Consider the following 18,508-nt stretch of genomic DNA (forward strand, 5'->3'; position numbering starts at 1 on the left):
CACTATTTATTTTTTTAACAACATCTCTAACCAATAAAAGGCTGTACTTTGTTAAAACAATTATTTTTATCAAAAAGTTTAGACCCTTTTTTATTATTTGAATAATTAAAATTTTGTTACTTATTTTGCAAATGTTTTTATTGAATTGATAAAAAATCGTTTTATTTTTACATAGATTAAAGAAAAATCAACTTTTATAAAAATATATAATGGCAAAAAAATCAATATTAAATAAAAAATCACTTACATTTTTAGAAAAATACTTAAATAATGCTGCTCCTACTGGTTATGAATGGGAAGGTCAAAAAATTTGGATGGACTATCTAAAACCTTATGTAGACACTTTTATTACAGATACGTATGGTTCTGCTGTTGGAGTTATAAACCCGGATGCAAAATATAAAGTTGTAATTGAAGGACATGCTGATGAAATTTCATGGTATGTAAATTATATTTCTGATAATGGATTGATTTACGTGATTAGAAACGGTGGTTCAGATCATCAAATTGCACCTAGTAAAATTGTAAATATTCATACTAAAAACGGAATTGTAAAAGGTGTTTTTGGTTGGCCTGCAATACATACTAGAAATAGAGCTAATGAAGAAGCTCCAAAACCAGACAATATTTTTATTGATACAGGTTGTGCTACAAAAGAAGAAGTAGAAGCTTTAGGAGTGCATGTTGGTTGTGTTATTACGTATCCTGATGAATTTCATATTCTAAATGGAGACAAATTTGTTTGTAGAGCTTTAGATAACAGAATGGGTGGTTTTATGATTGCTGAAGTTGCTCGTTTATTAAAAGAAAACAAAAAAGAATTGCCTTTTGGATTGTACATTACAAATTCTGTACAAGAAGAAATTGGTTTGCGTGGAGCAGAAATGATTACACAAACCATAAAACCAAATGTTGCTATAGTTACTGATGTTACTCATGACACTACAACACCAATGATTGAAAAGAAAAAAGAAGGTCATTTAGAAATGGGTAAAGGTCCTGTAGTTGCATACGCTCCTGCTGTTCAACAAAAATTACGCGATTTAATTACAGAAACTGCCGAAGCTAAAAAGATTCCTTTTCAGCGTTCTGCACTTTCTAGAGCAACAGGTACAGACACAGATGCTTTTGCTTATAGTAATGGTGGTGTTGCTTCTGCTTTAATTTCTTTACCTTTAAGATACATGCATACTACTGTAGAAATGGTGCACAGAGAAGATGTTGAAAATGTGATTAAAATGATTTATGAAACATTATTAAATATTAAAGACGGAGAAACTTTTTCTTATTTTGATTAAATAAAAAAGACAAACGTCATTGCGAGGAACGAAGCAATTTTTTCATTAAAAAGAGATTACTTCGTCATTCTTCCTCGTAATGACATTCGTTTGTCATTTCGAATGAAACGCAGTGTAATTGAGAAATTTCAACTTTTTTTTAGATTTCTCCATAAAGTCGAAATGACAACCTGACTTTTTATTCATAAAATTCGCACCTCTTTCTATGGATGAACTTATTGACATTTTAACTCCTGAAGGAAAACCAACAGGAAAAACAGCTTTAAAATCTGAAGCTCATAAAAACGGTTGGTTTCATGCAACTGTTCATGTTTGGTTATTTACTTCGGGTGAAAGAATACTATTACAAAAGAGAGCATTAACTAAAAAAGTATTTCCTGGTTTGTGGGATATTTCTGTTGCAGGACATATTGGTGCTGGTGAAGAAGTTTTAGAATCTGCAAAAAGAGAAGTCTTTGAAGAAATTGGTTTAAAACTTGAAGAAAAAGACCTCATCAAAATTGGCACAAGAATTCATCAAGTTTCGCACCCAAATGGCATAAAAGACAATGAACATCATCATGTATTTATTGCTGAATTAAAAGTAGATATTGAAGAATTAATAATTCAAAAAGAAGAAGTTGATGCTATTCAATTATTTGATTTATCAACTCTTAAAAACACAAAAAACCTCGAAAACGTATTGCTTTCAAGGTTTCATGATTATTATGTTTCTGTTTATAATAAGGTTATTGAACATTTAAAGTGAGATTTCTCCTCATTCTTCGTTCAAATAACAAAAAAGAAATTTACCATAAACTAGCTGACTGAAAACTGCTGAAAAACGGCCAACTTATTTAACAGGTTTCTCAAAAAATGAATCTGCCAATTTGCCTTGACTTATTAATGGCAATGAAAACTCTACAACTTTAGTTGTTGCACTTAGTTTTTTATTTTCATCTTCTTTATACCAAGTAATTTCTTTTGGCAAAATTATTCCGTTTACATTTTCCCATTTATTATATCTAATATATTTATACTTTTCACTTGGACTTTTTGATCTAAAAGTTACTGTATACGCTAACCATTCCATTTGATAGGTTTTAGGGTTATAATAAATAATATAATTATCATCTGGTGAAGTTCCTTTGTCTGAAGCATAAGAAATTTTATATCCAGGATAATTTGTTCCTTCAAAAATTAAATTATCTGTTTTCTCATAAGTAATTCCATCATCTGCTAATACAAATGGCATAGCATAAAAATAAAAATATAGATTGTAGTAAAAAACAGGATTTCCTTTATAAGTTCCTTTTACATCTTCATCTAACCAAACTTCTTTACCATCAAAACCTAAAGAGTATTTTGGTGTATTAATTACAATTTTACGTGAATGTAAATCTGAAGTATGTACTTCTTTTCCTTTATTAAAAGATAAAACTTGAGCATTTCTCCATGCTTTTATTCCTCCATGTGTATCGAAAACTTTTCCTAATTCGTCTGGAAAGTTTTCTTTTTTAGATGTAACAATTACTTCTTTTTTTGAATCTTTCTTTGCTTCGTTCTTACAAGAAACTGCAATTACTATAATTAATAATAAAAGTACTTTTTTCATTTTTGTTTGGTCTTATTTTTTGTTAAAGTCGTATTTAAAATTTGATAATTACAATTATACAGCTATTTATTTAGATTGACTAAATGCTTTAGGGATTGAACGGTCTGTTTGAGCTCTTTTTTTATTTTTCTTAAAAAAAAGCGTCTTTTAAAAGACGCTTTTTAATAACTATTAAATTAATTTACTATAATCTATTATCAATAATACTCTGTACAACTTCTGGATTTAAAAGTGTACTTGTATCACCTAAATTATCCATTTCATTACAAGCAATTTTTCGTAAAATACGTCTCATAATTTTACCTGAACGTGTTTTTGGTAATCCTTCAGAAAAATGAATTTTATCTAATTTTGCAATAGGACCAATATGTTCTGTTATAATTTGATTGATTTCTTTTCTTAAATTTTCATGATTTCTTCCTTCACCTGTATCTTTTAAAATTACATAACCATACAATGCACTTCCTTTAATATCGTGAGGAAAACCAACAATTGCAGATTCTGCTACAGCAGGATGTTCATTTATTGCATCTTCAATTGGTGCAGTTCCTAAATTATGTCCAGAAACAATAATAACATCATCTACTCTACCTGTAATTCTATAATAACCCACTTCATCTCTTAAAGCTCCATCACCTGTAAAATACATATTGTCATAAGCCGAAAAATAGGTTTCTTTGTAGCGTTCATGATTTCCCCAAATAGTTCTTGCCATACTTGGCCATGGAAATTTTATACACAATCTACCATCAACTTGATTTTCTTTAACTTCTTTACCATTTTCATTCATTAAAGCTGGTTGAATGCCAATAAAAGGTAATGTTGCATAGGTTGGTTTTGTTGGTGTTACGTATGGTATTGGTGTAATCATCATTCCACCAGTTTCTGTTTGCCACCAAGTATCAATAATCGGACTTTTCTTTTTACCAACATTGTCATTATACCAATGCCATGCTTCTTCATTAATTGGCTCACCTACAGACCCTAAAACTTTTAATGATGATAAATCGTATTTATCAACTAATTCTGTTCCATGTTTAGCTAACGCTCTAATTGCTGTTGGTGCTGTATAAAATTGATTTACTTTGTGCTTTTCTACAATTTCCCAAAAGCGTCCAAAATCTGGATAACTTGGTACACCTTCAAACATAACTGAAGTTGCTCCATTTGCTAACGGTCCATAAACAATATATGAATGTCCAGTAATCCAACCAATATCTGCAGTACACCAATAAACTTCATTTTCTCTATATTGAAAAGCATTTTTAAAAGTATAAGCTGTATAAACCATATAACCTGCAGTTGTGTGCACCATACCTTTTGGTTTACCTGTAGAACCTGATGTATATAAAATAAATAAAGGATCTTCTGCATCCATAATTTCTGCTACACATTCTTTAGAAGCTGCATCTAATAAAGGTTGTAACCATTTATCACGCCCATCTTTCATTGCAATATCAGAATTAATTCTTTTTGCTACTAAAACAGTTTCTACACCAGGGCAAGACTCTAAAGCTTCATCTACAATTCCTTTTAAATCTATGTTTTTTTTTCCTCTAAAAGAACCATCTGTTGTAATTACCATTTTACAATCTGAATCATTAATTCTTGTTGCCAATGCTGTTGATGAAAAGCCTGCAAAAACTACTGAATGTATGGCTCCAATTCTTGCACAAGCTAATGTTGAAATTGCCAATTCTGGAATCATAGGTACATAAATACAAACTCTGTCTCCTTTTTTAACTCCGTTTTGTTTTAAAACATTTGCAAACTGATTTACTCTTTCATGCAATTGGTTATACGTAATATGTTCTGCAGGATCATTAGGATCATTTGGCTCAAATAAAATGGCTGTTTTATCTCCTTTTGTTGTTAAATGTCTGTCAATACAATTTTCAGTAATATTCAATTTAGCTCCTTGAAACCATTTTACTTCTGGTTTCGAAAAATCCCACTCTAAAACTTTATCCCATTTTTTTCTCCATAAAAAATGTTCTTCTGCAATTTCTTCCCAAAAATTTTCTGGTTCTCTTACAGATTTTCGATAAACTTTATAATATTCTTCTATATGTTTTATGTGATAATTACTCATAACTTTATGTTTTTTGTTTATTTTTTATTGTCCTTTTTTCTAATATTTTCCTCTGTGTTAAGGAATATGATATTGATATACATCAACAATATTTCTAAATATATTTGAAACAACATTGCTTTTCATGGTTATGTTTTATTTACATTAAACAAACCAAACCAATTAGGATTTAAAACTTTAACTTTTATCAATGCCCAAAGAAAAAGCACAAAAAGAAGTCCTATCAATAAAGAAAATGCAGGACCAATTGGTAAATCATTTTGAATTTTTACTCGAAAATAAAGCGTAGCAACAACATAGATACTTATAAAAATATCTGAAGCTAAAGGGTTTATTTGAAATTTCATTTTTTTAAACTTTAATTAAACAAGGTTTGTTTGCACACAAAACTATCTAATCAATTAGTTCAAATATTTCTGAAACTATTTTTTTAATAGAAAATGGTTTTATTAAGTATTTATCTGCACCTAGTTCTAAGCCTTTTTCTATATCTTTTGTTTTATTTTTTGCTGTTAAAAAAGCAACTTTTATATGTTTTAAATTTTCATTACTTTTTATGTATTTTAGTGTTTGATAGCCATCTACATTTGGCATCATAACATCTAATAAAATAACATCTGGTTTTTGATGTTCTAAAATTTGTAAAGCCTCACTACCATCTCTTGCAATTAACACCTCTAAACCTTTTTTTTTAAAGGTATATTCTAAGGTCATTACAATGTTTGGTTCATCATCAACAATTAAAATTTTTCTCTCCATGCTTTAAGTGTACAATTTAGTTAAAAGGTAGTTTAAATCCAAAAATTGTTCCTTTTTTATTTGTTTTTTCTATCCAAATTCTACCTTTATGCATTTCTACAATTTGTTTACTAATTGCTAACCCCAAACCACTTCCTTGAGGTTTAATTGTATTCTGATTTACGGATTGAAAAAACTTATCGAAAATATAGCTTTTATCTTCGTCTGGAATTCCAATTCCATTGTCTTCAACAAAAACATAAACATCATTATTTTTTTTCTTAAAATCTACACGAATAATACCATTTACTTCTGGAGAAAATTTAATTGCATTAGACAATAAATTTGTTAAAACTTGCAGAATTCTGTCTTCATCATAATTAAACTCAATACTATCTTTAACAGAAATATTTAACTTTACTCCTTTTTTATTAGCAATATGCTTTACACCATTTACTGCTTTTTCTATAGTAAGTTTAATTGCATTTTTATTTACATTTAAATGATCTCTTCCTGTAGCTAATTTTTCAAAATCTAAAATATTATGAATAAGTCTAGATAGTCTTTCTGAATCTTGTAAAATATTTTTAAGAAACTGTGTTTTTATTTCAGGTTCCATTTCTTCATCATCTAAAATTAATTCTGTTGCCGCTCTAATACCTGTAATTGGAGTTTTAAGTTCATGAGCTACTGTATCTAAAAATTCATCTTTTTGATGATCTTTATCTATTAAATTTTTATTGGCTTCTTTTAATTGATTCGTAAGCGTAGATAATTCGTCTGATTTTTCTTTCAGTAATTTATTACTAGCATTGGTTTCTTTAGATTCTTCTAAAATTTTTAACACCTCAACCAAACTTATTTCTTCTTCTTTTACAACATTATCAATCAAAATTTTAGCGGATGCACTACCTATACTACCCGTTAATAATTTTTCTGAAAAATTAATTAATCTAGCATCTGCCAATTGCGTGTCTTGTGGCAATTTATATTTAGTAAAAAAAATACTTAATGCTCTTTGTGCTCTTTTTTCTCCAAGAAACTTATCTAAAATGTTTTTTATATCAGCCACATAGGCCTCACCTTTCCAAACCAAAGCACTATCTTGTAGTGTTGTATAATTCTTACTATCTACATACATTTCTGCATAATTACGTTCTCTATAATTTCCTTTAAAAAGCAACGAAAACACAAGATATAAAATAGTATTAAAAGTTAAACTCCAGAAAAAAGCATGTGCAGGCGGACTTAAAAAATCGATACCAAACAACGCGTGAGGTTTTGTAAATTCTAAGTTAAAAATTCCGTTTTCTGTAAAATTAAAAGAACCTGTAAAAGCTTGAATAGTAAATGGTAAAATTAAAGTATATCCAGTAATTAAGAAACCAACAATTATACCTGTAATTGCTGCTTTGGAAGAACCTCTATTCCAATACAAACCAATAAAAAATGAAGGTGCTAATTGCGCAATAATTACAAATGATATTAAACCAATTGAGTATAGAGATAAGTCAATTGAAAAATTATTATAAAAAAAATATGCAAAAATGATGATTAGAAAGATTGAGATTCTTCTAATTTTAAGAATGTATTTTGCATTTTTTTCTGGATGATTTCTTACAAATTTTGATAAAAATCCATAAGGAATAATTAAGTTATTACTAATCATGGTAGATAAAGCTAATGTAGAAACAACAACCATAGATATTACTGCAGAAAAGCCACCTAAAAAAACTAATAAAGCCAAAAAAACATTTCCGTTTTGCAAAGGCAATAATAAAGTATAATACTCTGCGTTTACAGTATTTCCAAACGTAATTTTCCCTGCCCAAGCAATATAAACTACAAATACATTAAATAGTAAAAGATATAATGGAAATAACCAAATTGCTTTTTTTAAATGTTTTTCTCTATTGTTTTCTATAACAGAAACCTGAAATTGTCTTGGTAATAAAAAAACAGCTACAAAAGATAGCATAATCATAAACATCCAATTCAGTCCATTTTCAAAACCACTTATATTTGTTAACTTACTAAAATCTTTAGTAACAGAAATTTTATTATAGATATCTTGCGTTCCATCAAACAAAAAATAAGTTACAAAAACACCAATTATTAAGAAAAAAACTAATTTTAAAATCGATTCAAATGCTACTGAAGTAACAATACCTCTATGTTTTTCTGAAGCGTCTGTTTTCTGAGTTCCAAAAAAAGTTGCAAAAATTGCCAAAAGAACTGCAATATAAAATGTAGAGTCATCTAAAATTGATGTAGAAACATAACTGTTTTCGTCTGTCATTATTGAAAAAGTTTCAGAAACAGCCTTTAATTGTAAAGCTATGTATGGTACAATTCCTAAAATACAAATTATAGTAACAAGTGCTCCTAAAAAACGATGGTTTCCATATCTAAGAGATATAAAATCTGCAATTGAAGAAATTTTTTGTTGCTTAGATATTTTAATAATTTTTCTTAGCACAACAATCCATAAAGGAGAAGCTATTACTGGACCTAAATAAATAGGTAAAAAACTAATTCCTGAATTTGCTGCTACACCTATACTACCATAATATGTCCAAGCAGAACAATAAACTGCTAAAGATAATGTATAGATATATGGATTATTTACCCATCTACTTTTTGATTTCTTTTCTGCTAAATAAGCAATAAAAAAGAGAATTGCGAGATACGAAATAATAATAAAAACCAACAAATAATTACTCATAATGTCTTTTTAAAACAGTGTAAGAAATTATAATTGACATCAACCATATTAAAAATATTGAAAAATAGAAAGTTGGAATTCCAAAAATAGCTCCATCTATATTAAAAATAAATATTAATGGAATGCTAAAAATTAACATCAATACTAATGATAGTATTACTAACTTTTGTTCATGTCTTTTTTTCATTATAACCCTAAAAATAATAAAAAAAACAGCGTCATATTAAAATAACGCCATTTTTATCTAATAACCAATTAACTTTTCTTTTATTACTTTTTTAATGATCTGAAGCTTCTCCTGCTCCAGAAGGTATTCTGATATTCTCTACTAAGTCTTGTACATTTTCTGGTGGTGCTGGCGTTAACCTAGAAACCACTACAGAAATTATAAAATTTACAAACATTGCTACAGTTCCAAATCCTTCTGGTGAAATTCCAAACCACCATTCACTTGCTGGCGGCTTATCACCTAACCATCCTAATTTATATTTAGCCATGTAAAAGAACATTAAACTTAAACCTACTACCATACCTGCAATAGCTCCTTCTTTATTCATTCTTTTATCAAAAATACCAAGCACAATTGCTGGAAAGAATGATGCTGCCGCTAAACCAAATGCGAGCGCAACAACTGCTGCCACAAAACCAGGTGGGTTTATTCCAAAATAACCAGCAACACAGACAGCTACAGCTGCACTTAAACGTGCTGCTAAAAGCTCTCCTTTTTCGCTAATTTTTGGTATAAATATTTTCTTTAATAAATCATGAGAAACAGAAGAGGCAATTACTAATAACAATCCTGCTGCTGTAGATAATGCTGCTGCTAAACCACCAGCTCCTACAAGTGCAATTACCCAATTTGGTAGTTTTGCAATTTCAGGATTTGCCAATACCATAATATCTCTATCAATCTTTAATTCATTTTTATCAGCGTCTGCTAAATATTGAATTACACCATCTTTATTTTTGTCTTCAAAATTTAAAAGACCTGTTTTTTCCCAATTACCAAACCATTCTGGCATTTCTTCATATTTCTTTTCGCTAACAGTTTCAATTAAATTTACTCTTGCAAAAACAGCTACTGCTGGCACTGTTGTATACAAAATAGCTATGAATAATAATGCCCAACCTGCAGATTTACGAGCATCTCTTACATTTGGCACTGTAAAAAACCTAACTATTACGTGAGGTAAACCAGCTGTACCAGCCATTAACGCTAAAGTAATTGCAAAGACATCTATCATAGATTTACCTCCTGATGTATACTCTGCAAAACCAAGTTCTCTATGTAAACCATCTAATTTATCTAATAAATACACTCCATCTTCACCTGCTGCTCCAAAACCTAATTGTGGAATTGGATTCCCTGTCATTTGAATTGATATAAAAATTGCAGGTACCATAAAAGCAAAAATAAGTACACAGTATTGTGCCACTTGTGTATACGTAATCCCTTTCATACCTCCTAAAACTGCATAGAAAAGCACTATTGCCATTCCAATGTAAACCCCTGTATTAATATCTACTTCTAAATATCTAGAAAATACAATACCAACACCTCTCATTTGTCCTGCTACATAGGTAAAAGAAACAATTAAGGCTGCAATAACTGCAACAATTCTTGCAACATTAGAATAATATCTATCTCCAATAAAATCTGGCACTGTAAATTTCCCGAATTTTCTTAAATATGGAGCTAATAATAATGCTAAGAGCACATATCCTCCAGTCCATCCCATTAAATAAACAGAACCATCATATCCTCCAAAAGATACAATTCCTGCTAATGAAATAAATGATGCAGCAGACATCCAATCTGCAGCTGTAGCCATACCATTAATAATTGGAGGAACTCCTCCACCTGCTACATAAAATTCTTTTGATGACCCTGCTCTAGCCCAAATTGCTATACCAATGTATAAAGCAAATGATATTCCGACTAAAATCCACGTCCATGTTAATATTCCCATAATATTTTAATTATATATTTTTAGTTAGTTTATTCGTCTACTCCGTATTTTTTATCCAATTTGTTCATCAATTTCATATAAACAAATATGAGAACTACAAATACGTAAAGTGAACCTTGTTGAGCAAACCAGAAACCTAGTTTAAAACCACCCAATTTTATTGTATTAAGCTGTTCTACCAAAAGAATACCAAATACATAGGAAACCAAAAACCATATTGATAGCAGAATTGCTAAATATTTAAGGTTTTCTTTCCAATATTTTTTCATTTGTTCTTTATTATTCGACATAATTTTTTGTTTTTATAGATAGATCATTGCTTGTAATGTTACAGAACTTGTAGAAGTACCATAATCTTGATTTTTATATTCTAATGTAAGTTTTGAATTATGACCACTCATAAAAGCATTTACACCCAAACCTAAAATATTTCTATTATTAGAAGTGGCATCATAACTATTACTTCCATAGGATATGTAAGGCTGGTATCTAGTTTTGGTATTATCACCTGAAAAAACATAACCAATATGAGAATAAACCATACTTCCAGTACCATAAGCACTATAAAGGTAATTCTCTCCATAATCGTTAGATTGATAAGTTGCGTAAGCTGTAATTGCACTTCCATCATCACCTATTGGAGAATCATAAAAAGCATCAACTGCAAAAATTGAAACATCCTCACCAACTAAATTTCCGTTTTCCATTAAAGCAGATCCATTTGGATGTAAGAAAAATCCTGCTCCAACATTAAATACTTTTTTACCTCCAAGGTATGTTCCAACTTTGTAAGGCAAAAAGTTAGATTCTTGATCCAAGAAATGGTAATCAAAATAACCTGCATACGCTTTACCAGCATCTTTAGAACCTAATAAATTTTTACCACCATAGGCTATTTCTCCATTTGCCATAGGAACTCTTGCATCTAATCCGTTTGTAATGGCATCATTTATTGCGAGCCTATATTGAAGTTTACCAAATTTACCTTTCATAAAAATACCTACATGTCTTGCAAATTGATCTGTTAGACCAATAGTTGCCCAAGATTGACGATTATTATCTAACGTCATCATGTTTAAGGTGCTTTGATTATTTAATCTAGAAATTCCATTAAAATAATGCAATCCACCACCAATAGAGAGGTTTTTATTTACATTATATTGTGCCCAAACTGCATGCAAAAAAAGTTGAGAACCTGATCCTTTACCTGTTGGTGAAAGTGTACTTGAATTTAAACTATTAAGTCCAAAATGTGTTAATATTAAGAATTTCTTATTAATTTGAGAGAACATCAGAACTCTTGCTCTTCTTAAATTAAAACTAGTTTTACTGGAAGTTGCGTCTACATCATTATTATAACCAGCTTGAATTTGTGCCCAAGAAATTATACGAAGATATTTTTTTCCTTCTTCATCGAATTTTAATTTTAATCCTCCATTATAATCTGGCGAACCTTGAGAAAATGTAGTTTGAATAGAAATAAAAAACATTACTAAGAGCAGTGCTTTTGTAGTTTTTGTCATTAGCTTTTGTAAATTAAGGTTAGTTAAAAATAGTTTTGTGTGCCCTACTAAATTCTAACTAAATCTTATTACAAAAAAAAACAATATACTAAAATGGTAAATATATATAGTTACTCTTTAAATCTCTCCCATTTTATCAACATAAACTTATCTCCAAGCTCAGTTACAACCAAACCTGCTCCAACTAAATTTTTTGTTTCACTAAAATAATTAGACAACTCTACAGCATTCAATATCTTATAAGTTGGATGATAATTACCATTATAAGGCCTTTTAATATTATATTTCTTTACCCAATTAATGATACTTACGTGAGAAACCCCCAAAATACGTTCTATTTCTCTATAAGACAACCCTTCTAAATAGAGCTGTAAAGCTTTATTTACATAATAATCATCAATTTTCTTACCAAGCTTATTTACTGTAAAAAAATAAGAGCAATCTTTACATTTATAACGCTGTCTTTTATTTATAATTCCGCTTTTAATATTACTCTCTGAGCCACAGTTTGGACATACATTTACCTTCATGTATATAAAATTAGCATAAATATATTAATTTAGCAAATATATTTTTCTATAAATCAAGTATTTAAATTAAAACCCCTTTAAAACTACCAAAAACTGTATTAAAAATATATTTTTGCTACTTATGAGCTATATCCTTATTCTTGAAACATTTTTTCAGTTTTGGCACATCATTCTATTGTTCTTTATAGTAGCTGTACTTTATTCTTCTGTGGGTTTTGGTGGAGGCTCTAGTTATATAGCTATATTAGCTTTAACAAGTGTTGTTTTTACCCAGATTAGAGCAACAGCTTTACTTTGTAATATTGTTGTGGTTTCTGGAAATGTATTATTATTTAATAGACAGAAAGTTTTCAATTGGAAAAAAACTACACCACTTATTATGTTTAGTGTTCCTTTTGCTTACTTAGGAGGTTATTTAAAGATAAGTCAGCAATTCTTTTTTATACTTTTAGGGTTAACTCTATTGATTGCAGCAATTACAATGTGGATTTCTAAACATTTTGTTGCTTCAAAAGAAAAAAACACTCATTCTAACTTTACTAAAAATGCGAGTTATGGAGGAATTATTGGGTTTATTTCTGGAATGGTTGGTATTGGTGGTGGTATTTTTCTAGCTCCACTATTACATTTAACCAATTGGGATACGCCAAAAAAAATTGCAGCAACAGCAAGCATTTTTATTTTTGTAAACTCTATTGCAGGTTTACTTGGTCAATATTCTAATCCAAATTTTAGAATCGATTGGTATTTAACATCTGTATTATTAATTACCGTTTTTATTGGCGGACAAATTGGTAGTAGAATGAGTACTAATTATTTTACTCCCATTCAACTAAAAAAAGCAACAGCTATTTTAATTGCTTTTGTAAGTCTTCGAATTTTATTTAAATATCTTCCTCTTTAAAAATCATTTATTCAGGTTTTTAAATATATTTGAATTCTAAATTTAACTAATCAAAAAAATAAAAAATGTTAGGAATTATTTTTACACTATTAATGTTAGTGCTTTTACAAGCCGTTTTAGGTTTTGACAACTTACTTTACATTTCTTTAGAATCTAAAAAAGCGCCAGAAGCAGACCAAAAAAGAGTTCGTAAAACAGGAATTTTAATTGCAATTGTTTTAAGAATTGTATTACTTTTTGTGTTGGTTTCTATTATCGATTTTTTTCAAGAACCTTTTTCGTTCTTATCAGGAGGTATTGACAACATTATCCATTTTGCTTTTAACGGACACAGTATGATTGTTCTTTTAGGTGGTGGTTTTATTATTTATACTGCTATAAAAGAAATTTGGCACATGATTTCTACCAAAGGTTTAGAGGTTGATGAAATGGCTACAGAAAAAAAATCTAAATCTGCAAATGCAGTAATTACGAGTATTGTAATTATGAATTTAGTTTTTTCTTTTGATTCTATTTTAGCTGCAATTGGTCTTACTAGTGAAATAGAGAACTCTACAACTGCTTTTATTGTAATGGCAATTGCGATTGTAATTAGTGGTTTATTAATGTTAATTATGGCTGATAAAATTTCTACTTTCTTATCTAAAAATAGAATGTACGAAGTACTTGGTTTATTTATACTTTTTATTGTTGGAATTATGCTAGTTACAGAAGGTGGACATTTAGCACACTTAAAACTATTTGGAAACGAAATTGTACCAATGAGTAAAACAACATTCTATTTTGTATTGGCAATTTTAGTAATTGTTGATGTTGTACAAGGTAGATATCAAAAGAAATTATTAGCTGAACAGCAAAAATAATTTTAATAAGAAAATAAAAAAAGCCGTTGTTTTTAAAAACAACGGCTTTTTTTATTCAATTTCCAAAATACTATCTTTAATTCTTTGAGTGATAATTTGTAGAATTCTTCTATTAATTTCTGATGAATTTTGGTTGTAAAAGTTAAATTCATTCATAGAAAAATGACCTATAATCATACCAATAGTAATATTTTTAAAGTTATTATCTGTTTTATAAATTGATGTAATTTTACTTCTCTTTTTTTGTTCTGATAAACCTAAGAAATCTATTTTTTTACTTCTAAGGTAATTGTTAAAAGAAGCAACTAAAACATTGTGCTGCATTTTTATTACAGGTCTTAAAACTTCGTTTTGAAATTTTTCTATTTCAGAAGTTCCTTCATTCACTAAATTCTTTAAAATGAGTCTTTTTTTATGCTTCATCTAACAAATCATCTAATTCTAATTGATAATCATATTGTAAATCTTCGTGCAATTTATCAATAGCTTTTTTTATCAATTTAACTTGACTATCAAAAACATTTTGCAAACGTGTACTTCTTTTTATAGAAGGTCTAAAAGCTTTTAATTTTTTGCAATAATACAGCAAGAGTTCTGCTTCAGTTTCTTTCTTTTTAGAATAACGAATGTACTTTTTAGTCAATGTTAAAATCTTACGCATACTCTTTCTTATATAAAAAAAACTCTTAGTATTTATTTCTATAAAATGTTCGTCCATTTGATCTTTTACTGACTGAATATAAGCTTCTTCATCATGAGATTCAAACAACAAATACGTTAATAATTCTTTGTTCTCTTTTTTAAATCTAGCAAGGTACAAACACAATTCTTTAAGGTCGTTTGCAGACTTATGAGAAAGTTCGTCTTTTAATTGTTTTACAGTAACTGCTTTCATTAAAATATTTTTTTACAATATAAAAAAAGAAAACCTCACAGAAATTAATTTGTGAGGTTTATATTTAAAATATCCGCTAAAGCGGGATTATATGCTTACTGAATACTTGGTATTGCAACTACTTCATTTACATCTGCATCATAATCTACACCAGTAACTTTAAATCCGAATAAATTATAAAAATCGTTACTATATCCTTCTAAATCTCCAATTTCAGATAAGTTTTCTGTTGTAGCAGTTTTCCAAAGTTCAGTAACTTCTGCTTGTACATCTTCTCTCATTTCCCAATCATCAATTCTAATTCTTCCTTTATCATCTAAATCTAAAGAGCCCCCAAACAAACGATCGCTATACAAACGTTGAATTTGCTCGATACAACCTTCGTGAATCCCTTTAGTTTTCATAATTTTATACAACAAAGAAATGTATAAAGGAATTACAGGAATTGCAGAACTAGCTTGCGTTACCAAAGCTTTATTTACAGAAACATACGCTTCTCCTCCAATAGGTTTTAAATCGTCTGCAATTGTAAAAGCAGTAGCTTCTAAATGATCTTTAGCAGCACCAATTGTACCATTTCTATATACTGGTTTTGTAACCTCTGGCCCAATATAAGAATACGCAACAGTTTTTACACCTTCAGCTAAAACATCAGCTTCTTTTAAAGCGTCCATCCACATTTTCCAGTCTTCACCCCCCATTACAGTAATTGTATTTGCAACATCATCTCCTTCTGCAGGTTTTATAGAAATTTCTGATACTTTACCTGTATGAAAATCTACCGTTTTATTAGAAAATTCGTTGCCAATTGGTTTTAAAACTGATTTATATCTTTTTCCAGTTTCTGGATGTGTTCTTACTGGTGATGCTAAGCTGTAAATTACTAAATCTACCTGACCTAAATCTTCTTTAATTAAGTTTACAACTTCTTCTTTTACTTCATTAGAAAAAGCATCTCCATTGATACTTTTTGCATATAAACCTGCTGCATTTGCGTGTTTTTCAAAAGCTGCTGTGTTGTAAAAACCTGGAGAACCTGGTCTTCCTTCTGTTGCAGGTTTATCAAAGAAAACCCCTATTGTAGCTGCATCTGAACCAAATGCACTAGAAATTCTTGATGCCAATCCAAAACCTGTAGAAGCACCTAAAACTAATACTTTTTTAGCGCCTTCTATTTTTCCTTCAGATTTTACATACTCTATTTGATCAATCACATTTTGCTCACAACCTGTTGGATGTGAAGTTAAACAGATAAATCCTCTTGTTCTTGGTTCTATAATCATTTTTACAGTTGTTAGTTGTTAGTTGTTAGTTGTTAGTTGTTAGTTTGATAAAACTAGACTCTATTAACTTAACATTATTTTATTAAAATTAAATTGCATGCCATTATTCCTCTCAAAAACAAGAAGTATTAAGCTTTTAAAAATTGAAGCACATTCTTTTCAATTCTATTTAAAACATTTTCTGTGGAAGCTTTTACAAAATTTTCTCCAGTAATTTGTTCGTATAATTCTATATATCTGTTAGAAATTTCGATAACTTTTTTATCATTCATTTCTGGCACTTGTTGTCCGTCTTTTCCTTGAAAACCGTTTTCAATTAACCATTGACGTACAAATTCTTTAGATAATTGTTTTTGAATTTCTCCTTTATCTTGTCTTTCTTGATAACCTTCTGCATAAAAATAACGAGAAGAGTCTGGTGTATGAATTTCATCAATCAATACAATCTTACCGTCTTTTGTTTTTCCAAATTCATATTTAGTATCTACTAAAATCAATCCTCTTTTTGCTGCTATTTCTGTACCTCTAGCAAATAAAGCGTTTGTATAATTTTCTAAAATAATGTAATCTTCTTCAGAAACAATTCCTTGAGAAAGAATAGCTTCACGAGAAATATCTTCATCATGATCTCCATTATCTGCTTTAGTTGATGGTGTAATTATTGGAGAAGGAAATTTATCATTCTCTTTCAATCCTTCTGCCATTTCTACACCACAAAGCATTCTTTTTCCTAGTTTATATTCTCTTGCAGCATGTCCTGATAAATATCCACGAATAACCATTTCAACTTTAAAAGGTTTACATAAATGACCAACTGCAACATTTTCGTCTGGAGTTGCAATTAACCAATTAGGAACAATATCTGCTGTATCATTCATCATTTTTGTTGCAATCTGATTTAAAATCTGACCTTTAAAAGGAATTTGACGCGGTAAAATAACATCGAAAGCAGACAATCTATCTGTTGCAACCATTACCAAAAGTTCATCATTTATATTGTAAACTTCTCTTACTTTACCTTTATAAACAGACTTTAAGTTGGAAAACTGAAAATTTGTCTCGTTAATTGTATTCATTTTTGTTATGTTGTTTATTGTTGCAAAAGTAAACTAAAGACTATTTACTAACAACTAAAAAAATTATTCTGTTTCAATACTTTTATAAGCTGTAATAATTTTCTTAACCAATTTGTGTCTTACCACATCTTTATCATCTAAAAACACTTGTGCAATACCTTCTATATCTTTTAATGCTAATAAAGATTCTTTTAAACCAGAAACTTGCTTTCTAGGTAAATCTATTTGACCAGGATCTCCTGTAATTATAAACTTAGCACTTTTACCCATTCTTGTTAAAAACATCTTCATTTGATTATGCGTTGTATTTTGAGCTTCGTCTAAAATAACAAAAGCATTATCTAAAGTTCTACCCCTCATAAATGCTAAAGGTGCAATTTGTATAACGCCTTTTTCTAAATGAGATTCTAATCTTTCATGAGGTATCATATCTCGTAATGCGTCATATAAAGGCTGCATGTAGGGGTCTAATTTTTCTTTTAAATCTCCTGGAAGAAAACCTAAATTTTCTCCAGACTCTACTGCTGGTCTTGTTAAAATAATTCTCCTAACTTCTTTTTCTTTTAATGCTTTTACAGCTAAAGCAACAGCTGTATAAGTTTTTCCTGTTCCTGCAGGACCAACAGCAAACAACATATCATTTTTTTCCATTAAAGAAACCATTTTACGCTGATTTTGTGTTTGTGCTTTAATTAACTTTCCGCTAACACCATGAACCAGAACTTCTTTTGCATTTTTGGCTGCAATTGTTTTTTCTTCATTTCCGTTAGAAGTTAAAATTCGCTCAATACTATTATCATCTAATTTATTGTATTTGTTAAAATACTTAATTAAACGCTCTAAACGTGTTTCAAACTCGTCTAAAATTTCTGGTTCTCCATAAATTTTTAGTTTAGATCCTCTTGCAACGATTTTAATTTTTGGAAAATATCTTTTTAATTGCTCAATAGTACTGTTATGTGCTCCAAAAAAGTCTTTTGGATTGATTTCTGTAAGCTCTATAATGCGTTCGTTCAA

Annotated in this window: 18 protein-coding genes; 4 read left to right on the forward strand and 14 right to left on the reverse strand. The window is 29.3% G+C overall.

The features are described from left to right. Positions 1–209 precede the first annotated feature (209 nt). Positions 210–1,298: a M42 family metallopeptidase gene (locus tag ABJG40_RS12625; protein WP_348024943.1), complete on the forward strand. Its 1,089-nt coding sequence runs from the start codon at positions 210–212 to the stop codon at positions 1,296–1,298. Between the two features lie 205 nt (positions 1,299–1,503). Then, positions 1,504–2,046: an NUDIX domain-containing protein gene (locus tag ABJG40_RS12630; protein ID WP_348024944.1), complete on the forward strand. Its 543-nt coding sequence runs from the start codon at positions 1,504–1,506 to the stop codon at positions 2,044–2,046. A gap of 84 nt (positions 2,047–2,130) precedes the next feature. On the opposite strand, the gene ABJG40_RS12635 is transcribed toward ABJG40_RS12630, so the two are convergent. The 9 genes from ABJG40_RS12635 to ABJG40_RS12675 all read right to left on the reverse strand — a co-directional run bounded on the left by ABJG40_RS12635 (position 2,131) and on the right by ABJG40_RS12675 (position 12,470). Next, positions 2,131–2,892: a DUF6503 family protein gene (locus ABJG40_RS12635; RefSeq protein WP_348024945.1), complete on the reverse strand. Its 762-nt coding sequence runs from the start codon at positions 2,890–2,892 to the stop codon at positions 2,131–2,133. A gap of 184 nt (positions 2,893–3,076) precedes the next feature. After that, on the reverse strand, positions 3,077–4,984 hold the full coding sequence (acs, locus tag ABJG40_RS12640) for an acetate--CoA ligase (protein WP_348024946.1): 1,908 nt from the start codon (positions 4,982–4,984) through the stop codon (positions 3,077–3,079). A gap of 128 nt (positions 4,985–5,112) precedes the next feature. Then, the gene (locus ABJG40_RS12645) at positions 5,113–5,331 is read right to left on the reverse strand and encodes a hypothetical protein (RefSeq protein WP_348024947.1); all 219 of its coding nucleotides are present in this window, start codon (positions 5,329–5,331) and stop codon (positions 5,113–5,115) included. 46 nt (positions 5,332–5,377) lie between these two features. After that, positions 5,378–5,743: a response regulator gene (locus ABJG40_RS12650; protein WP_348024948.1), complete on the reverse strand. Its 366-nt coding sequence runs from the start codon at positions 5,741–5,743 to the stop codon at positions 5,378–5,380. Between the two features lie 16 nt (positions 5,744–5,759). Beyond that, positions 5,760–8,447, reverse strand: a complete 2,688-nt coding sequence (locus ABJG40_RS12655; RefSeq protein WP_348024949.1) for an ATP-binding protein — start codon at positions 8,445–8,447, stop codon at positions 5,760–5,762. Positions 8,448–8,725: 278 nt separating this feature from the next. Continuing rightward, complete coding sequence (locus ABJG40_RS12660; RefSeq protein ID WP_348024950.1) at positions 8,726–10,417, reverse strand: sodium:solute symporter family protein; 1,692 nt, start codon at positions 10,415–10,417, stop codon at positions 8,726–8,728. A gap of 29 nt (positions 10,418–10,446) precedes the next feature. Next, on the reverse strand, positions 10,447–10,707 hold the full coding sequence (locus ABJG40_RS12665) for a DUF4212 domain-containing protein (protein WP_348024951.1): 261 nt from the start codon (positions 10,705–10,707) through the stop codon (positions 10,447–10,449). A 12-nt stretch (positions 10,708–10,719) separates the two neighbouring features. Continuing rightward, the gene (locus tag ABJG40_RS12670) at positions 10,720–11,940 is read right to left on the reverse strand and encodes a hypothetical protein (RefSeq protein WP_348024952.1); all 1,221 of its coding nucleotides are present in this window, start codon (positions 11,938–11,940) and stop codon (positions 10,720–10,722) included. Positions 11,941–12,050: 110 nt separating this feature from the next. Then, entirely contained in the window at positions 12,051–12,470 is a 420-nt protein-coding gene (locus ABJG40_RS12675; RefSeq protein WP_348024953.1) for a hypothetical protein, read from the reverse strand. Between the two features lie 121 nt (positions 12,471–12,591). Here ABJG40_RS12675 and ABJG40_RS12680 point away from each other — a divergent pair, with 121 nt between their 5' ends. Together ABJG40_RS12680 and ABJG40_RS12685 are read left to right on the forward strand one after the other, a co-directional pair. Further along, complete coding sequence (locus ABJG40_RS12680) at positions 12,592–13,374, forward strand: sulfite exporter TauE/SafE family protein (protein WP_348024954.1); 783 nt, start codon at positions 12,592–12,594, stop codon at positions 13,372–13,374. Positions 13,375–13,439: 65 nt separating this feature from the next. Beyond that, complete coding sequence (locus tag ABJG40_RS12685) at positions 13,440–14,237, forward strand: tellurium resistance protein TerC (protein WP_348024955.1); 798 nt, start codon at positions 13,440–13,442, stop codon at positions 14,235–14,237. A 51-nt stretch (positions 14,238–14,288) separates the two neighbouring features. Here ABJG40_RS12685 and ABJG40_RS12690 read toward each other — a convergent pair whose 3' ends face one another. The 5 genes from ABJG40_RS12690 to ABJG40_RS12710 form a co-directional block, all read right to left on the reverse strand. Next, the gene (locus tag ABJG40_RS12690) at positions 14,289–14,660 is read right to left on the reverse strand and encodes a glyoxalase (RefSeq protein ID WP_348024956.1); all 372 of its coding nucleotides are present in this window, start codon (positions 14,658–14,660) and stop codon (positions 14,289–14,291) included. Beyond that, positions 14,650–15,132, reverse strand: a complete 483-nt coding sequence (locus ABJG40_RS12695) for a hypothetical protein (RefSeq protein WP_348024957.1) — start codon at positions 15,130–15,132, stop codon at positions 14,650–14,652. The genes ABJG40_RS12690 and ABJG40_RS12695 overlap by 11 nt, the downstream gene beginning before the upstream one ends. Positions 15,133–15,227: 95 nt before the next feature. Continuing rightward, positions 15,228–16,415 (reverse strand): enoyl-ACP reductase FabV, encoded by a 1,188-nt coding sequence (fabV, locus tag ABJG40_RS12700; RefSeq protein ID WP_348024958.1) that lies wholly within the window; start codon positions 16,413–16,415, stop codon positions 15,228–15,230. A 128-nt stretch (positions 16,416–16,543) separates the two neighbouring features. Beyond that, on the reverse strand, positions 16,544–17,491 hold the full coding sequence (locus ABJG40_RS12705; RefSeq protein ID WP_348024959.1) for a phosphoribosylaminoimidazolesuccinocarboxamide synthase: 948 nt from the start codon (positions 17,489–17,491) through the stop codon (positions 16,544–16,546). 63 nt (positions 17,492–17,554) lie between these two features. Beyond that, positions 17,555–18,508: a PhoH family protein gene (locus tag ABJG40_RS12710; protein ID WP_348024960.1), complete on the reverse strand. Its 954-nt coding sequence runs from the start codon at positions 18,506–18,508 to the stop codon at positions 17,555–17,557.

Origin of the sequence: Polaribacter sp. (assembly GCF_039939415.1) — a bacterium.
In the GTDB taxonomy this organism is placed as follows: domain Bacteria; phylum Bacteroidota; class Bacteroidia; order Flavobacteriales; family Flavobacteriaceae; genus Polaribacter.